Source organism: Paenibacillus germinis (assembly GCF_013141785.1).
In the GTDB taxonomy this organism is placed as follows: Bacteria; Bacillota; Bacilli; order Paenibacillales; family NBRC-103111; genus Paenibacillus_E; species Paenibacillus_E phytorum.
Genome location: NZ_WHOC01000160.1, coordinates 1 through 17,200, shown reverse-complemented (window position 1 = coordinate 17,200; position 17,200 = coordinate 1). Strand labels below are relative to the sequence as shown.

17 protein-coding genes and 1 pseudogene are annotated in these 17,200 nt (G+C 50.3%); 7 read left to right on the top strand and 11 right to left on the bottom strand.

Features of this window, described 5'->3' with window-relative positions:
* Positions 1–2 precede the first annotated feature (2 nt).
* From GC102_RS31195 to GC102_RS31175, 5 genes are all read left to right on the top strand, one after another.
* The gene (locus tag GC102_RS31195; RefSeq protein ID WP_171692959.1) at positions 3–1,016 is read left to right on the top strand and encodes an ABC transporter permease; all 1,014 of its coding nucleotides are present in this window, start codon (positions 3–5) and stop codon (positions 1,014–1,016) included.
* 19 nt (positions 1,017–1,035) lie between these two features.
* Positions 1,036–1,926 (top strand): carbohydrate ABC transporter permease, encoded by an 891-nt coding sequence (locus GC102_RS31190; protein WP_171692958.1) that lies wholly within the window; start codon positions 1,036–1,038, stop codon positions 1,924–1,926.
* 55 nt (positions 1,927–1,981) lie between these two features.
* Entirely contained in the window at positions 1,982–3,628 is a 1,647-nt protein-coding gene (locus tag GC102_RS31185) for an extracellular solute-binding protein (protein ID WP_171692957.1), read from the top strand.
* A gap of 101 nt (positions 3,629–3,729) precedes the next feature.
* A complete protein-coding gene (locus GC102_RS31180; protein WP_171692961.1) occupies positions 3,730–4,824 on the top strand; it encodes an alanine racemase in 1,095 nt (364 codons plus the stop codon).
* 26 nt (positions 4,825–4,850) lie between these two features.
* Positions 4,851–6,047 (top strand): M20 family metallopeptidase, encoded by a 1,197-nt coding sequence (locus GC102_RS31175; RefSeq protein ID WP_171692956.1) that lies wholly within the window; start codon positions 4,851–4,853, stop codon positions 6,045–6,047.
* A 100-nt stretch (positions 6,048–6,147) separates the two neighbouring features.
* On the opposite strand, the pseudogene GC102_RS39740 reads toward GC102_RS31175, so the two are convergent.
* The 4 genes and pseudogenes from GC102_RS39740 to GC102_RS31160 form a co-directional block, all read right to left on the bottom strand.
* A pseudogene (locus GC102_RS39740) lies at positions 6,148–6,363 on the bottom strand (hypothetical protein); the annotation flags it as partial.
* Between the two features lie 85 nt (positions 6,364–6,448).
* The gene (locus GC102_RS31170) at positions 6,449–7,351 is read right to left on the bottom strand and encodes a helix-turn-helix domain-containing protein (protein WP_171692955.1); all 903 of its coding nucleotides are present in this window, start codon (positions 7,349–7,351) and stop codon (positions 6,449–6,451) included.
* A gap of 14 nt (positions 7,352–7,365) precedes the next feature.
* Positions 7,366–8,214, bottom strand: coding sequence for a Gfo/Idh/MocA family oxidoreductase (locus tag GC102_RS31165; RefSeq protein WP_171692954.1), 849 nt, complete (start codon positions 8,212–8,214; stop codon positions 7,366–7,368).
* A 21-nt stretch (positions 8,215–8,235) separates the two neighbouring features.
* Entirely contained in the window at positions 8,236–9,294 is a 1,059-nt protein-coding gene (locus GC102_RS31160; protein ID WP_171692953.1) for a Gfo/Idh/MocA family protein, read from the bottom strand.
* Between the two features lie 159 nt (positions 9,295–9,453).
* On the opposite strand from GC102_RS31160, the gene GC102_RS31155 reads away from it, so the two are divergent.
* Complete coding sequence (locus GC102_RS31155; protein ID WP_171692952.1) at positions 9,454–9,675, top strand: hypothetical protein; 222 nt, start codon at positions 9,454–9,456, stop codon at positions 9,673–9,675.
* On the opposite strand, the gene GC102_RS31150 is transcribed toward GC102_RS31155, so the two are convergent.
* The 7 genes from GC102_RS31150 to GC102_RS31120 all read right to left on the bottom strand — a co-directional run bounded on the left by GC102_RS31150 (position 9,661) and on the right by GC102_RS31120 (position 16,343).
* On the bottom strand, positions 9,661–10,059 hold the full coding sequence (locus tag GC102_RS31150) for a helix-turn-helix domain-containing protein (protein ID WP_171692951.1): 399 nt from the start codon (positions 10,057–10,059) through the stop codon (positions 9,661–9,663). The two genes, GC102_RS31155 and GC102_RS31150, sit on opposite strands and share 15 nt — an antisense overlap.
* 188 nt (positions 10,060–10,247) lie before the next feature.
* The gene (locus GC102_RS31145; protein ID WP_171692950.1) at positions 10,248–11,405 is read right to left on the bottom strand and encodes a Gfo/Idh/MocA family protein; all 1,158 of its coding nucleotides are present in this window, start codon (positions 11,403–11,405) and stop codon (positions 10,248–10,250) included.
* 2 nt (positions 11,406–11,407) lie between these two features.
* Positions 11,408–12,202, bottom strand: coding sequence for a sugar phosphate isomerase/epimerase family protein (locus tag GC102_RS31140; RefSeq protein WP_171692949.1), 795 nt, complete (start codon positions 12,200–12,202; stop codon positions 11,408–11,410).
* 95 nt (positions 12,203–12,297) lie between these two features.
* Positions 12,298–13,245 (bottom strand): hypothetical protein, encoded by a 948-nt coding sequence (locus GC102_RS31135; protein WP_171692948.1) that lies wholly within the window; start codon positions 13,243–13,245, stop codon positions 12,298–12,300.
* Between the two features lie 18 nt (positions 13,246–13,263).
* On the bottom strand, positions 13,264–14,673 hold the full coding sequence (locus GC102_RS31130; protein WP_171692947.1) for a DUF6259 domain-containing protein: 1,410 nt from the start codon (positions 14,671–14,673) through the stop codon (positions 13,264–13,266).
* A gap of 71 nt (positions 14,674–14,744) precedes the next feature.
* Positions 14,745–15,227 carry a hypothetical protein gene (locus GC102_RS31125; RefSeq protein WP_171692946.1) on the bottom strand — a complete coding sequence of 161 codons (483 nt, stop codon included), beginning with the start codon at positions 15,225–15,227 and terminating at the stop codon, positions 14,745–14,747.
* Positions 15,228–15,509: 282 nt separating this feature from the next.
* A complete protein-coding gene (locus GC102_RS31120) occupies positions 15,510–16,343 on the bottom strand; it encodes an AraC family transcriptional regulator (RefSeq protein WP_171692945.1) in 834 nt (277 codons plus the stop codon).
* A 515-nt stretch (positions 16,344–16,858) separates the two neighbouring features.
* Here GC102_RS31120 and GC102_RS31115 point away from each other — a divergent pair.
* The gene (locus tag GC102_RS31115; protein WP_312883419.1) at positions 16,859–17,149 is read left to right on the top strand and encodes an extracellular solute-binding protein; all 291 of its coding nucleotides are present in this window, start codon (positions 16,859–16,861) and stop codon (positions 17,147–17,149) included.
* The last annotated feature ends 51 nt before the right edge of the window (positions 17,150–17,200 follow it).

Here is a 17,200-nt window from a genome sequence, read left to right as displayed (position 1 = left end):
CTATGAAGCGATTCGGGTCATCAGCGAAATCAAAGCGTTTTCCCCTAGCTCAAGAGCATTGTACGGACATTTTTGGCAGAAAAGGAGGAGGTCCTGAGGTGCAGGTATTCCTAATAACGGTTAGCAAGCAGCTCCGACGGAATTGGGATTTGTATTTGCTCATTCTTCCGGTTCTGGCCTACGTGGCAATCTTCCAATACATCCCAATGTACGGGGTTCAGATCGCATTCAAGAACTACATCGCCACCATGGGGATCTGGGATAGCCCGTGGATCGGCTTGGACCATTTTCAACGGTTCTTCAAAAGCTACTACTTCTGGGATTTGATCTGGAATACGCTCGGGCTTAGCTTGTATCAACTGCTGGTGGGCTTTCCAGTCCCAATCCTGCTCGCGCTCATGCTAAATGAGGTAGGCGGGAAGAGGTTCAAGAAGACGGTGCAGACGATTACGTACGCCCCTCATTTCATCTCGATCGTCGTCCTGGTAGGGATGTTGACGATGTTCTTGTCGCCGCAGACAGGTATCGTGAACCGGGTGATCGAGCTGGCCGGGGGAAAAGCGATCTACTTCATGGGGGATGCTTCCATGTTCAAGTCGATCTATGTCTTCTCCGGGGTATGGCAGCATATGGGCTGGGGCTCGATTATCTATATAGCGGCGCTCGCCAGTGTGGACCCGCTGCTCCATGAAGCTGCGGTCATGGAGGGGGCGACCCGCATGCAGCGGATCCGGCATATCAACATCCCAGCGCTGATCCCGACAGCCATTATTCTATTCATTCTGGACATGGGCTCGATCATGAACGTTGGCTTCGAGAAGGTATTCCTGATGCAGAACGACTTGAACCGGGTCGGGTCCGATGTGATCTCGACTTTCGTGTACCGGAGCGGGATTCTGGGAGCGGAGTACGGCTTCTCGACCGCTGTCGGGCTGTTCAACTCCCTCATCAATTTCACGCTGCTCATCATGGTGAATGCCGCCGCCAGAAAAACAAGCGACACGAGTTTATGGTAAGGGGGGGTCACTACTGAGCATGGAATCTATAGGCAAGTCGAGTAACGACAAAGTATTTATCGCCGTCAACACGTTTCTACTAACGCTGCTTTCCGTGATTGTCATCTATCCGTTGCTATTCATCCTAAGTTCATCGTTAAGCAATCCTTTGGAAGTGATTAAGGGCAATGTGTGGCTGTTTCCGAAGGACATAACGTTCGATGCGTACAACATGGTATTCCGCGACCCGAACATTATGATCGGCTACCGCAATACGATTCTGTACACGCTCCTAGGCACCGCGATCAATTTGGCCTTGACGATATGCGCGGCTTATCCGCTGTCGAGACGGGATTTTGCCGGAAGGAATCTCATCACAGGCCTGTTGGTGTTCACGATGTTCTTCAGCGGGGGATTGATCCCCACCTATCTAGTGGTCAAATCGCTAGGGATGGTCAACACGATCTGGGCTATGGTCATTCCGAATGCCGTGTCGATCTACAACATCATCATCATGCGTACCTTCTTGCAATCGTCGATTCCGGGCGAGCTGCAGGAGGCGGCGTTCGTGGACGGCTGTTCCAATATCGGCGTGCTGATCCGCATCATTCTGCCGCTGTCTAAGCCTATTCTGGCGGTTATGGTACTATTCTACGGCGTGGGCCACTGGAACGCGTTCTTCAACGCTTTGATCTACTTGTCCGACCGTGCACAGTTCCCGCTGCAGTTGGTGCTGCGCGAAATTTTAATCCAGAACCAGATGTCGGAGCAGATTATGGCCGATGTCGATACGCTGGCATCGAAACAAATGATGGCGGAAGGGATCAAGTACGCAGTCATTATCGTGGCCAGCCTCCCGGTGCTCGTGCTGTATCCGTTTCTGCAGAAATATTTTGTTAAAGGACTGTTGATTGGCGCCCTTAAGGGCTAGCTGCGACATGACCCTGGTTTCATGGATTGTCCATATAAAAGGGAGGTAATGTTTCGTGATCAAACGCAAGAAAGTGGCAGGAGCCGTCCTATCGTCGGTTATGGTGGCAACCTTGGTTGCAGGGTGCAGCAGTTCAGGCACAGATTCAGGTGATGCGAGCAAGAGTACGAACAGCGGGAAGAAAACGACTGCGCCCGACTACTTGAACGCAGCGGGGATGCCGATCGTCAACAAGCCGGTGACCCTCAAGATGTTCGCTATGGCAGGGCCTTACAACAAGGGGGAATTCAAGGACGTCGAGATCTGGAAGGTGTACGAGCAGATGACCGGCGTGCATATCGAGTGGGATGTGGTCCAGCAAGCGAACGTAACGGAGAAGAAGAACTTGCTGCTCAACACGGGGACGCTGCCTGACGCCTTATTCAAGGTCGGGTTTACGGGGGCCGAGCTCACCAAATACGGCGGGCAAGGGATGTTCCTCCCCTTGAACGATCTGATCGACAAGTACGCGCCGAATTTCAAGAAATTATTAGACGAGAACCCGGATGTGAAAAAAGGCGTGACGATGCCGGACGGCAAAATCTACTCGCTGCCTTATCTGATCACCGCGACACCATCCCGGCTGTCGAATAAAATATTCGTGAACCAGAAATGGCTGAGCAACTTAAATCTGAAAGAACCGACGACGATCGACGAGCTCTATACGGTGTTGAAAGCGTTTAAAGAAAAGGATCCGAACAAGAACGGCAAAAACGACGAAATTCCGCTCTCTTCCGGACAGCAGATCTTGTCCATAACGGAAGGGCTGAAGGGAGCCTACGGGCTTGGCACGCGCGGGGCTCACCATCAGATGGTCGATGTCGACCCGGCCACTAACAAGCTTAGATTCATTCAGACGGACGACCGTTTCAAGGAGCTTCTGCAATTTATCAACAAGCTGTACGCGGAGAAGCTGCTGGATCAGGAAATCTTCACGATGACGCTGCCGAACATTGCGGCCAAGGGCGCCCAGGATCAGATCGGGGTGAATATCACTGCGAACAACTCCTATGTGGGCAAGGAGCATGAGAATGATTTTGTCGGCTTGTCGGCCGCACTCAAAGGACCGAAGGGTGACCAGCTGTACGCGAGTCTCAATTCCAGCCTGTCGGCGGTAGGCACCTTCACGATTACGAAGGAGAACAAGTACCCTGAGGCGACGATGCGGTGGGTCGATTATTTCTACGGGGAAGAGGGTCAGAAGCTCTACTTCATGGGGATCGACGGGAAGACGTACACCACGGGCTCCGATGGAAAGATCAAATACATGGACGTCGTGACGAACAATCCAGCGGGTCAGACGAAGGAAGAAGTGTTGGGCAAGTATGTCGTCTGGAGCGGGGGGTCAAACCCCTCGGTAGCAGGAGACAAATATTTCGGCGATCATGCCATTGGGGAGATTACTAAGAAAGCCGGGTTGAACTTGATGCTCTTTACGCCTAAGAAGCTGTGGCCGCAGTTCGTGTTCGCGACCGAGGACAGCGAGCGGATTCGGATACTGGAGAACGATCTGATCACCTACATGAAAGACATGCAGGCGAAGTTCATCTACGGCAAAGTCGGCTTCGACAAGTGGGACGAATACGTGAGCACGATTAAGAAGATGGGGATGGATGAATATTTGAAGATCTACGAGAAGACGTATCCGTCTTACGAGAAATAAAGCCTGTCCCACACAGCCTCTCTTCTAGTCCAATAGGAGAGAGGCATTTCTCCATTCAATAGAAAGCTAACCGAGAGGATCGTGAGAACAGCGTGAACAACATGAACAGCATCGATTATTCGACTCCGTACGTATATGTAGACTTCGACCGGCTGGAGGCCAACATCAACCGGATGCAGAAGGGCTTGCGCGACAATGGCATCGAACATTGGCCCCATATAAAGACGCACAAGTCTGTTGAAATCGCGCTTATGCAACTTACAGCGGGAGCGGCGGGTATTACGACAGCAAAGCTGTCGGAAGCGGAGGTGATGGCGGAGGCGGGCATCGGCCCGATTCTAATCGCCTATCCGATTGTAGGGGAACGCAATGTCAGGCGATTGAAGGGAGTAATGAGCCGAGTTAAGGTCATCACGATTGCTGACAACTGGGTCGTGGCGGAAGGATTGTCCCGGGTCGGGGAGGAGCTCGGCGAGAAGGTCCGCGTGCTGCTGGACATCGACGGAGGCAGCCATCGTGAAGGGGTTCAGCCGGGCGAGGCGGCACTGAAGTTGGCTTGGCGATTCCGCGAGCTGCCGGGGATTGAGCTTATAGGCGTGTTCACCTACTTCGGCCAAATCTATGGCGCTCGTTCCACGGAAGAGGTCCAGAAGATTGCAGAAGGAGAATCGAAGCTGCTGCTGGATGCCAAGCGTATGCTCGAAGCGGAAGGATTCTGCATTTCCATACTATCCGGAGGCTCTACGCCATCCTCATTTCATTCCGAGCATTTGCGCGGCATTACGCAATCCCGGGCAGGCCACTATGTGTTCGGAGATCGCAATGCGCTTGCGTTCGGCGTCATGGGCGAAGAGGAATGCGCTTTGCGCATTCACAGCACGGTGGTCAGCGTCCCCCTGCCTGGCTACGCCACGATTGACGCTGGATCGAAGACGCTGACGAGCGACCTGTCGGCGGCAGGGCCTACTTACGGCTATATCGTAGGGAAGCCGGGGGTGGAACTTGTGAAGGTGAACGAGGAGCACGGCTACCTCCGCTTTGACCCGGAGCAGATCAGCTTTCGCGTGGGCGATGAGGTGGAGATCATCCCGAATCACTGCTGTGCGATTCCGAATCTGTATGATGAGCTTCTGAAGGTGCGAGCTGGGCGAGTGGTTGGGACACTGCATGTGAACGCGAGAGGGAAGAACAATTGAAGGAGACGGACGGGGAGTTGAAGCTTATGGGGGACGAACAAGAATGCAAGAAGGATCACAACAAGGAATTGATTGCCCTGGTACAGGGGCTGATCAGCCGGAACAGCGAGAATCCAACGACAACCGAAGAAGAAGTCGCCGCCTTCGTCCTTGATACGCTCACTCAGTACGGGATTGCGGCTGAGTTCAGCTGGGCCGCTCCAGGTCGGCCGAACGTAGTGGCTCGGCTGTCAGGCTCCAGGCCGGGACCGGGGCGCAAGCTCATCTTGAACGGCCATTTGGACGTCGTCCCTGCTGGAGCCGGCTGGAGCCGTGATCCGCTAGGCGGAGCCGTGGAAGACGGCAAGCTGTATGGCCGCGGTTCCTCCGACATGAAGGCGGGCGTGGCCGCCATGATGTACGCCGCGATAACACTGAAACGGGCGGGCAATCCTTTCTGCGGCGATCTGATTCTCTTCTTCAACGTGGATGAGGAGCGGGAGAACGCCGGGATGAAGCTATTCCTTGCGGAAGATCTGACGGCAGACTATGCGATCATCGGCGAACCGACAGGGCTACAACTGTGCGTCGGCCATCGCGGCGTCGCCAGGTATCGGCTGCGGACGCGTGGTACGCCGGGGCACACCGCCTTCACCGAGCAGCCGGACAACGCGATCCATAAGATGGTTCCCTACATCGTCGGCCTAGCGAAGCTGAGCGTGGAAGTGGAGGGCCGCTCGCATCCGATCGTCGGGCGCTCCTCGCTCACCGTCACACAAATTCACGGAGGCGACGCCCCGAACATGGTGCCGGGATGGTGCGTGGCAGAGATCGACCGGCGCTTGCTGCCGGGGGAGACGAGGGCGCAAGTGCGAACGGAGATCGAGCGTTGTCTCCAGGAAGCTGTACCGGACGGCGACGGCGATGCCTACGAGCTGGAGAACTATTTGTTCGTTCCCGCGAGCCATATCGATACCGAGCATCCGCTCGTCCGAGCCGCGATTCACGCGGGCTCGCGCGTTCGGGCAGCCGCCGGAAGGACGGACGCGCCCCGCGTCGAATCGTTCGCGGCCACGTGCGAGGCACCGTTCTTCATGCTCGACAAGGGCATTCCGACGCTTATCTGCGGTCCGGGCAGCTTGGCGCAAGCCCATACTGTCGATGAGTATGTGGAAGTGGCGCAAGTGGTGGAGGCCGTTCAGCTGTACATCGCATTTGTGGAGGAATTGCTGCAAGCTCGCTAGAGAAGAGGAGTTTTCCAAGGAGCTGTCATGGAACTAAGTGGACAGCTTCTATTTCTATTTCTTCGTGTTGGCGGCATTTTCTTATCGTAACCCCCGCGATTCATCTAGGAAAGGACGTAAGAGTTTGATGCGCACCAGGCTGCGACGATTCGCCCTGCTCTGCTTCACATTGTCTCTGTTTGTAGCAACTGCTGGCCATCGCTCCTTGCAAGTGCATACCAATCAGACCTGAGGAAGATGCTACATCATACCCGTGTCTATGTTTAAGCTCGCTATTCTTTGCTTCGATTTTATAGCGTTTATAAGATTTGGACTTTTTCAATGGCCTGATAGTTTGATTCAGGAGTTTTTTTGAATTCGATTTAATGCGACTGGTTAATGATACTGTAAACAATTATCTATTAATATTGTTCACGCTGATTGGCCACATAATGGGAAGGGGGATAGCCCATTATGCGCGAGAACGCCTTGCTGAACGATTGGATCGTCTCATAACCGAGCTTCTCTCCTACTTGTTTGATTGAGATATTACTGTATTTAAGCAATTCAAGCGACTTCTCTATCTTCTTGTGATTAATATAGCGCTGTAAAGTCATACCTGTTCGCTGCTTGAACACATGGGACAAATAGGAAGAGTTGTAATTCAAATTCTTTGCAAGCACATTAATGCTTCTGAGCTCGAAAATATGATTCTCGATATGGCGGATTACGGCATATACGGTCTGCCCTACCGAATGAGGAGACCTTTCCGGCATATATTGCGATACTTTGTCAGCTTTCTGAGTAAAGGAACGATAGGCGGAAACGATGATTTCCTCGAAGTAGTTTCGAATCATGGTGTGAGAATAGGGCTTCCGAGAATAAAATTCATCGATGTTGCGCATGAAAGGAATTAGCAGATTGTGTGTATCTTTGGCAAAATGATAAGGAGCCGACTGAAGAAATGCCTGTATCTCGGCAAACTCCATGTCGGCTAGTTCATTAAATTTAAATCCCATGTATACAAAGCGAAGCATGTTGGTTTGGTCAGTCTTAATGGCGTGGCTATATCCTGCCGAATTGAACAGGATATCTCCTGCTGCCACCTTGATGCAGGTATCGTTGATAAAGAAATATCCGCTTCCTGAGACGATGCAGCTTAACTCAAGACAATATTGGTTATGCGCTGGAATTTCATACCCGCATTCACAGCAGATCTCCCCGATCTGGAACAGATCGATTCCCCCGAAGGTTGCTTGTCCTTCTACAAATTTGTTATCGAAGTGAAATTGGCAACCCGCATGCATCGTATTTTCCATGTCCATAATGCTCAATGCCTCTATTCGCTGAATTTGTCCGGTAATTCAATCCACTGATAGGGGGTTTGCATCGCTTTAAGCCCATACTCAAACAGGGTAATGGCCGCAATTGTCTCCGCCGGTTCAACCGTGGATATGCCCGTATGGAAGAATTGTATCAGATTATCGATGAATGCTGCAAAGAAATCTGTTTCTGCCTCAAGTCTTGCGGAATCACCGTTCACGAATTGAATGGTGAGAAGAAACGGGCTGTCCTGAATATGATGAATCGTTGCTTGCCGTCCGTTTGGGTAGCCGATCAGCAAGCCAGGTGTTAGCACTGTGCCAATGGACATGATCCGCTCCGCTCTGGCCCCCATTAGGGATACAATCGGCTCGATCTGATGAATGGCATAGTTGGCATATTTACCTGGCCCATGGCTGCATAGTGTATCGATTTCCTTCCTTCGGGCCATTGTATATTCGGGAGCAAATCGCAATGCCGAGGATGAATAGATCGGTGTGTTATGCTTCGAAGCCCATTCGAACAGCTTTATTGCTGTCTGACGATCGGTAGTGAAGGTTTTATCCATGAATGTCGGTTTGCCTGACCGCAAGGGAAGCAAAGCCAATTCTTCATGAAATTCTGGATGGTCGGGGGACAGTACGATTAAATAATCACTGTTGTTAACGACTGCTTCAATCGTAGGCAGTAGCTCAATGCCCATGTCGTGGCACCAGGTAGCATTGTCCCGCCCGTTCGGCGCATCCGCTTTACCATAGGCACAAGTTACTTTCATCGTTCCGCCGGATGCCTTTTCGATCCATTCTGGGTATTTGTTTGCATGCCATTCATCGAGATAATAGTCGATAAAACCGATTTTTTTCATTTTCCATCCTCCATGGTTGATTTAGAATGCAATTTCTCTATTTAAATCGGATGAATCGTATATACCTTGGATGATTTGCGAGGAGAGAATCACGGTATCGATATGGGATGGCAGCTTCTCACCGGTACGAATACAGTCGAGGAACGCATCGATCTCGTTCTGGAACATATCAACGGACTTGAAGGAAGGAGTTGTCTCCAGCAATACGCCATCTTTTGCTCCATACACTTTAAACTCTTTGCCATATTGCAGGCGAATTCCGGCCTTGTCCCCGAGAAAGTCGATGTACATTTCGTCTACACCGATATTTTGCGCCCATGCTCCGTTTAATGTAATTGTTGGACCTTCAGTTCTGATCATGGCTGTTACGAAATCGTCCACGTCATAGGTACCGGAATAATTTGGCGGGCCGGCCCACATGTTCAAATACGAATAATTTGGCATGTCCAAGCCCAATTTACTATATGTCTGTCCGGATACCGTCTTAGGAAGCGGGTCACCCGAGCAATACATGACGATATCGAGGAAATGGACGCCCCAGTCGATCAGTGCGCCTCCTCCAGCAATAGACTTGGTCGTAAATGTACCGCCTAATCCCGGAATCGAACGCTGGGAGCGAAAGCTGACATATACATGATACAGCTCGCCAAGTTCTCCATTCGTGATCATCTTCTTGATCAGATTAACGCCGGTATTAAAACGGTTAACCACACCGATATTCAACACAAGTCCGGTTTCATGCTGAGCCTTCTGCATCACCAACGCTTCTGCATAAGTTCTTGCAGCCGGCTTCTCGCAAAGCACGTTCTTGCCCGCTCGCAAGCATTCGATGGAGATAGCCGCATGAACATGATTCGGCGTACAGATGGATACCGCCACAATCTCCGGATCATTCAGGATAATGCGATAATCCTCAATCGCTTCCCCACAGCCGCTGTCACGCACGGCTTTATCTGCTTTCTCTTTGATGATATCGCAGAAATACTTAATCTCGGCGTTGGGATTGTTCAGATATGCTTTGATATGTGCGGCGTTTGCAATCGTGCCGCATCCGATGATGGCAACCTTGATTATGGACAATGTAAGTTCCTCCCTATCGATTCTGATAAACTAATTATAACTTTTCCGCAGGAGTATTAAAGGCAAAAATATGTTTAGTTGCTTATCCCAATTTGACTTGTGAAACAAATAGATAAGCATAGGTAATACCTACAATTTCAAGATGATTTTAGCGAGGGCATGTCGTTATGGAAGGGGGTAAAAGGATCATGGGTCGTTGACAACGGCGCTCTTGGGGTTACCACGTCCAGCACGAACGAAATAGAGCCGAAAAGATCGAACTCCGTTTGGCAGGATCAAATTGTCGATTTTCGAATCCAAATCGTGGGAGCGCCAGGATATGACTTCAACCTGTTAATGTCTATGCAGATGACGGGACAAGCTTCATCAAAAGGCTGCTGATACATGAGGCAACTTTTTAATAAGCTTCCTCTTTGGGGCTATGAAAACGGGTTCTGAAAGAGGAGAGAAACTTAAACACGATAATTTTTTACTGAAAAGGGAGGGGCTTGTTCCGATTTTGGTCCTGAATATGCGGCTTAGGTAGGAGCCGTTCTCATAGCCACACCGTAAGGCGATGGCTTCTAGGGTATCATCTGTTTGCAACAGTAATTTTTTAGCTTCTTCCAAGCGCAGCCTGGTTACAAGCTCGACTGGGACAACACCATAAGCGGCCTGAAAACGGCGGGTAAGCTGGGGCTGCTTGATTCCAAGTCTATTTGCAATTTCCTGCATGCTGATTTCACTGAAGACATTCCGATAAATGTAGCCGACTGCTTGCTGCATTAAAGGATCCGTTGGTTTCTTATAAATTTCGGTTGCTGCCCTTTCCTGTTGACAGAGAAATAACAGGTCTTTGACGAGATGCTTTTGCCGCTAAATATAAGTTATAGCACGGATCTGAAGCACTGCTTCGGGTCTTTTTGACTTTCAGAGTTTAACGTGTTCAGCGAAAAGAGTATTGGAGTTAAGATTCAATTCCTTCGAGCAACGCAAGCTGCAGCCGGTTCGCCGATGTGATCGTCAGCTGCAATGAAGCAGAAGTCATAGAAGCAAAACGCACACTTGCAATGCCGGCTACAGCTTGCAAAGTGTACGTTTTTGTGTTGTTTATTCCACCTTGATGAAATGCCGGTTGCTTTCGATTCGAACGCGGCCAAAATGACCTGAAGAGACCGCAGCCCTTCCTCGCCCGAAATTTCCGGCGGCGTCTTGGTATGGATGCTGTTGACGAAGGCATCAATGACGCCGCTGTACGTTTGTTTCTCGTTCGTTGCGATCGCGCCTACCTTGTACCGTTCGATCGTCCCGCCTCGCAGTTCCACGATCACTTGGTCTTCTGGGTGAGTTCCGATCTTCATCACTCCGTTCTCGCACCAAAGCACCGTGCTGTTGTCCTGACCTTTGTAATACGTCCAGCTGGCGGCAAGCGTGCCAATGGTTCCGCTCTTCATTCGCAACAGGCAGATGGAGTTGTCGTCAACATCCGTGCCTGCTTTATGCAGCGTTTCGACAAAAGCGGCTACTTCGCTTACTTCGTCGTCCAGCAGCCAGCGGATCAGGTCGGACTTATGGACGCCCAGGTCACCCATAGCGCCCATTACGGCTTCGGCCTTGCGGAAAAACCAGCTGTTTCGGCCGTCCAAGCTCCAGCCTTCCGGGCCGGGATGGCCGAATGAGGTGCGGAATGTCAGCACTTTGCCGAGTCGTCCGGACACCAAAATTTCTTTCGCTTTCACATGAGGTGGCATCAGCCGCTGGTTGTGGCTGACCATCAGATAAACGCCGTTGCGGTGGGCAGCCTCGATCATGGCTAAACCTTCTGCGGCGGTTGTCGCCATCGGCTTTTCAACCAGTACATGAGCGCCGGCGTTTGCAGCGGCAATTGCGGCAGGAGCGTGCAGATCGTTCGGTGTACAAACGCTGACCGCATCAACCTTTACATTTTTCAGCATGGTTTCATAATCGGCAAAAGCTTGTGCTTTGTACGTTTCAGCCAGCTTTTGCGCCCGCTCGATGACAGGGTCGCTAAAAGCAACCAGCTCTACATTCGGGTTTTGCGCATACTCCGGGACATGGCGCCGGATGGCGATCGCACCGCAGCCGATGACGGCGATTTTCAATTTGCTCAAGGTTACACGTCTCCTTCAGGTTTTGATAATGAAACAGGATAATGCTGCTTCAACCAGCGCAGGCTGTTTGCGACACATTCGAGCGGCGGCTTCTGGCAGCTGTCCTGCTCGATGATGAGCCATTTGACCCCGGCCGCGCCCGAAGCGGTGATGACAGCCGGCAAGTTTACTTCGCCTTGTCCCAGTTCAAGCGTCTGCATCCAATTGTCAGCACTGCGGTTGAAGTCTTTCAGATGCAGCAGCGGCAGCCTTCCCGCATAACGGCCAATGTAATCAAGCAGATCCTGCTTCGCGTACTGCACCCAGCAGACGTCCATCTCAGCCTGCACCTCATCCGCGCCGGTGGAAGCGTACAAGGCATCAAAAGCAACCTGCCCGCCGATCCTGCTCTCGAACTCAAATGCGTGGTTATGATAGCCGAACTGCAGACCGTGCTTGCGCACCTCTGCGCCAACCTCCTGAAAGTATGCGAACACGCGGGTCCAGTCTTCCTCAGTCTTCCTTTCGCTATTAGGCACCATGGGGCAAATCAGATATTGTCCGCCGATGGTTTTCAGATACTCGATTTCGCCAAATAAATTATTGCGGATATTGGATAGACTTACGTGACTGCCGATCGCTTTCAGGCCGAGTTCATCGAGCAGCGCGCGCAGCTCTACAGCCGGCGTGCCGAAGTATCCGGCGAATTCGACGCCTTCATAACCGAGCTCCGCTACTTTGCTTAGCGTTCCAGCCGGATCGGCGGCCATATGATCCCGTAGGGTGTACAACTGTAATCCAATGCCCATACGTTGCAATGCCGTCACCTCTTTCGTAAAGTAAATTGCTAATAGACTTCTTTGTAACTGGAATAACGCCGCAGATTGGGAACGCCTTGCTAGCATTGATCGCGTCAGTTTACCGTATTAAGGACATATTTGGCTTTTTGCAACCAGACATCACCCGGACTGACGCTGCATTCTCCGGAGAAGTCGAAGTACAATTTGTTGTAGAGCTCCGCATTCGAGACGTGATGATTTTCATTCGGCAGCCATACGTTCCGTTCTTGAATCTCCAGTTCGGCGGAAATCCCAGACGATGTTCCCCATGCCATCACTTTCCTGATACCGGGACGTTTCCGATTCGCTTCATGGGTAAATCCATCCCAGGATATATCGTAAGCTTCAGGATCGGAATCGCAGCATAGGCGATCGGTTATTTGGTCGGCCGAAGCCCCGAGTAATTTCCGTTTGATCGGCAGCATGGCGAAATAGGAGCGGCTCAGCGCCGTGTCGACAAGCCATTCGATCTCTTGGTCCAGGCAAATCCGGCTGGAATGGATGCGAAACAATTTGCAATGTTTGGCTACGGGGATGCTTCTTGTCGAATCTACAATCCATTGTCCTGCCGATAGATGCTTGATATCTCGGAATAATCGGGAATGAGAAATAAAAGTGATGGATCTGCATGTAAATGTACCGGGAATGCTCGGATCCTGCTCCACATCGTCGAAGAAAAAACGGGCGTTTAACATAATCTCGTCCCCGTGGGCATTTCCTCCCATGAAATCCGAGGCGTCCTTTTCCATGATTGCGCATTCCCATTCGCCTCCATGCACGATCGGACCTGATCTGACGTTCGCAAACGAATACGCGCCGGTTCGTTCGACCTCGTACACCTCATGCATTCGCCATACATCCAAGTTATGATTCGGTTTGACGGCATCTGCATCGAATGGAACCTGAAATCGCTTCAACTGATAATGAAGATAACGGTTGCTTTTCGGATTCGTTCCTTTGATATAAAAATGTATTGCGTTTGTCTGCTTAATGACAACAAGCTCAGTAGGATCGCTGTTCATTTCCGGCATCATTGCCCCTTACATCTCGTCATAAAGAATATGAATGAAAGCCAGTCTTGCCGATGCTGCGGTGATCTGCATAATCGGCTCTCCCTCGTGCGTCAACGGAGTGACACTGAGTATTTTGCAATTTGAAGCCGGCTCGCCTTCGTGAGAATCTGTCGCTAACTCATACAGATCAGCACTCTTCACAGTCCGTTCCTTCGGTTTGAAATCGATCGTCCATGCCGATTCTGGATTCCGGCTGCATACGGTTATGATCGTTTCCCGATTTTCAAAACAGAAGGTCTTTGCCGTTACTCCAGACGTCGAATGAGCGATTTCGGTATCATCAAGAAATGTTCCTTGGCCGTAAAGCTCCAGCCACTGCTTTCGCAGCCGGACAACCTTCATCACGTAGTTCAGCATGTCGGGATCGCTCTGGAACGTATTGTCATTTTCAAGGTCATACATCCACAAGTAGCATCCGATCAAAAACGCCCGGTCGATCATGTCCCGGGAAACCTGGGAGACGTGTACAGGACGCATGGCCTGCTTTTTAGAAGGGTAAATCATATCGATCAGTCTCTGATCGGGGAACGTATACCGGTACAATTCCGGAAAAGCTCCGCTATGGTGATAAAAAAATGTCGAGATCAGCTGCTCGCATATTTTGTTTCCGTGAATGTCGGTAACACCCTCGTACATCGAGCCGATGGCGAACCGTTCATTGACCTGATCCAGAAACTGACCATATCCGATATTCCATCCGTCGTGGCGGTGGTTATGATCCGCGCGAAAGCAAAACGGCGGCGGCGACATTCCCAACTGATCGAAGTACATCGAGTCCGCCCCTATTTTGTCCACCAAAAAGCGAACCGTTTCGAACAAATAGTGCCGCCATCCTTCCGATCCATTGCATAAGACGGCAAAAGAAAGGTTGTCGTCGCCATAACGTTCGATCTTCATAAGTCCGGTACGGTTGTGCACGGCATAATCATCTCTAAATGATGTAAGCTCCTCATACTTCATATTCAATAATTTCGAATTGATGTAAAACGCCACATGACCGCCGTTCCGGCGAATCGCCTGAACATGTTCAGCCAGCTCCTCGGCAGTGCCCAGTTCCGGGTCGGGCCGATAAATCGGGAAGCCATGGTCGAAACCATCGACATGCCAGCCGGACAGGAGCAGATGATTGAGTCCCATTTGCTTTGCTTGCTCATAGAGCCGGGGCAAGTCCCGAAACTTATGAACAATTGTTCCATCATATCGTCCCGAATTCCATGTTTCTTCATTTTCCAGGAATGGATACCGAATGGCATAGAAGCCAATGCCCGGCTCGGCGGGGCCGAACGTTTCGCAATGCAAGCCTGCCACATGAAATTGCTCATCGTAGGAGGCAAGATAGAGGCCATGGCTGTCACTGTAATAATCCAGCCACATCATGGAAAGAGGCCCGGAATATCGATGCTCCCGAACAAACGAACCGTCCTTTTCCCTTTTTGAATTGACTCCTTTTAAATAGTAGTTGTACTTGTAATCCTGCCACTTCCAATGGATGATGGAAGGGGGGCGGCGTATGTTTCCACCGCGTTCGTAATTTTTTCACCGGCATTGAACGGATAGACAAGTGTATCGTCTTGCCACGTCTCTCCCCAGTACACGCCGAATAAGCATGGAAAACGAACCTCTTCCACGACGATATCCGGTTCCTGGTGCTCCAAACGGATCGTCCAAACCGTCTCCGGATCGCCCGGAACAATCCGGACGCCGATCTCCACGGCAATGTGAAGATCCCCGACGGGGGAGTGAAGGTATTCGTACCGCATCCGAATGTCAGAGATGCCTTCCTCAGACGAGGCTAAACTGATGTGCGGTTTCAGCTTGTTATTGACCGCCGCTTCGCGAGAAGCCGGGGCTCCGACACAAAACGGCTCTTCGCTGCCTTTTCTCAGCATCAGAGCGAACGGCATACTGCGATTGCGAAACCAATTTTTCAACAGATTTCGCCGGTAATGTTGTTCACGAGCTCCACAAGTTCGCCTGTCACGCTGTCAAAGGCAAGACCGACGTATTGGTTTTCCAGGCGAATTTTCCGCTTATTCATCTGATTCCTCCTGTCCATCTTTTGTGTGATTTAATCATGATTATCTTGCCGTTCGAAGGGGATCATTCGTCTCCTTTATCCACAAATAATCAGATTAATTGATTCTACAGGGACATTTTAATATATATTCGTGCGGTCATCCATGAGTGGAAAAATTGTTATTTGAACAATTCAATCAATAATAAATTTGCCTGGAGCGAAGAATCATCTCCCTGAGCGGCATGAATGCAACGGGGTGTCCTTTCTGAACGGCTGATGGTGCAAGTCCGGTACATGTTTTAAAGACGCGGTGGAAATGGGATTGCTCGCAAAACCCGAGATGATCGGATATTTCCGCTATCGTCATCCCGCTGTTCTTGAGCAGCTCACAGGCTACGGATACTTTGACTTGACGAATGTATTCAACCGGGGTTTGTCCAAGCGTTTCTTTGAACAATTTGGTTACATGATTTGGCGAACGCTCAATGTGATCGGCGAGATCGGACAGGCGGAGCGGTTTGCAATGGTTGTGAATAATGTAGGACTGCAGCCGATTCATCAGATCCTGCTTGACCGCGGACACGCCTTGTTTCCGGGAATGTTCCTGAATGACCCACCCGAGCAGCTCCGTCAAGATTCCTTCGCAAATCAGCTCGTTGCCGGACGTTTGGTTGAACCATTGCATTAAAAGGACGGAAAACCGCTGCTTAAAGTAGATTTCGTTTTGGATTTTGCAGGTAAAGAAGCCGTTTGCCCTCAAAGGAGCAAGAGCGGCATCCGCATTTCCTGTGGAAGTGAAGTGGGTGGAATATTTCTGGTGCAGCTCTTTGTCTTCGTTTTGACAGGAACGGCTCGTTCCGGCCGGAATGAACATCACGTCGCCTTGCTTCAGCTCGACGACTTGATCCAAAAGATGGTAGACTACCTTTCCGCTTGTTACGAAAATCAGAATATGATGCGGCACTTTTTTGTCGTTGATGCTCCAATTTTCGATGCGATCGTCATAAATGACAGATTTGATAGAAAGCAAGTAACGGCCTCCTTGAGATTTTTTTTTGAAGGTTAATGATTGAATTATATAAACAGCTTTGTTATTGTTCATTGTCCCTGTGGTAATATTCATATTAAGATTTTAGCATATGATCGGATCGATAGGGGGGATTGGATGAGTGAATTGTTTAAATGATGAATATGGTTAATAACTCAAAAATGACGTTTTCAAGGATAAATAAGGGTGAAAAGGTTTAAAACCTTGGGTAAATTCGAATGCGCTTACAGAAAGTATTATTTGCAAGTGTAACACGACGATTACAAGGGGGATTGCCTAATGGATACGGAAAAAATCGGGTACAGGAAGTATGCCGCTCTTCCCGTTTTACTGATTGTGTTTGCTCTGCTGCTTGCAGCTTGCAGCTTGCACAGGCCAGGATAACGGAAGCCGCAAGGAAGAGGAACGGGCAAAAAATGATGTGAATAGGAAGGAGCCTGTAGAGCTATCGATCTGGCAGACCGTATCGAATGTGAGCGAAGAACAGTTTATGAAGGATTACGGTATCAAGATCAAAGAACATTTCCCGGAAAGGCGGCATTTACGGCTTGCCGCCATCGATGGATACATTGGTGCTGTATTACAACAAAGATATTTTTGATAAGTTCGGGATTTCATATCCGCGCAACGGCATGACCTGGGACGAAGTTTACGATCTAGCGAAAAAGCTTAACCGAACCGAGGATGGTATTTCCTATCGCGGTTTCGGGATGGCCGCAGGAGCGATGTTTACCGTCAATCCTCTCTCCCTCCAGCCTGTCGAGCCGAATCGGTCCGGCTTTCGGTAAACACGTATTTGAAATTCGATTGTTCGATAGTTATTCGTACAGCTTTTGCGA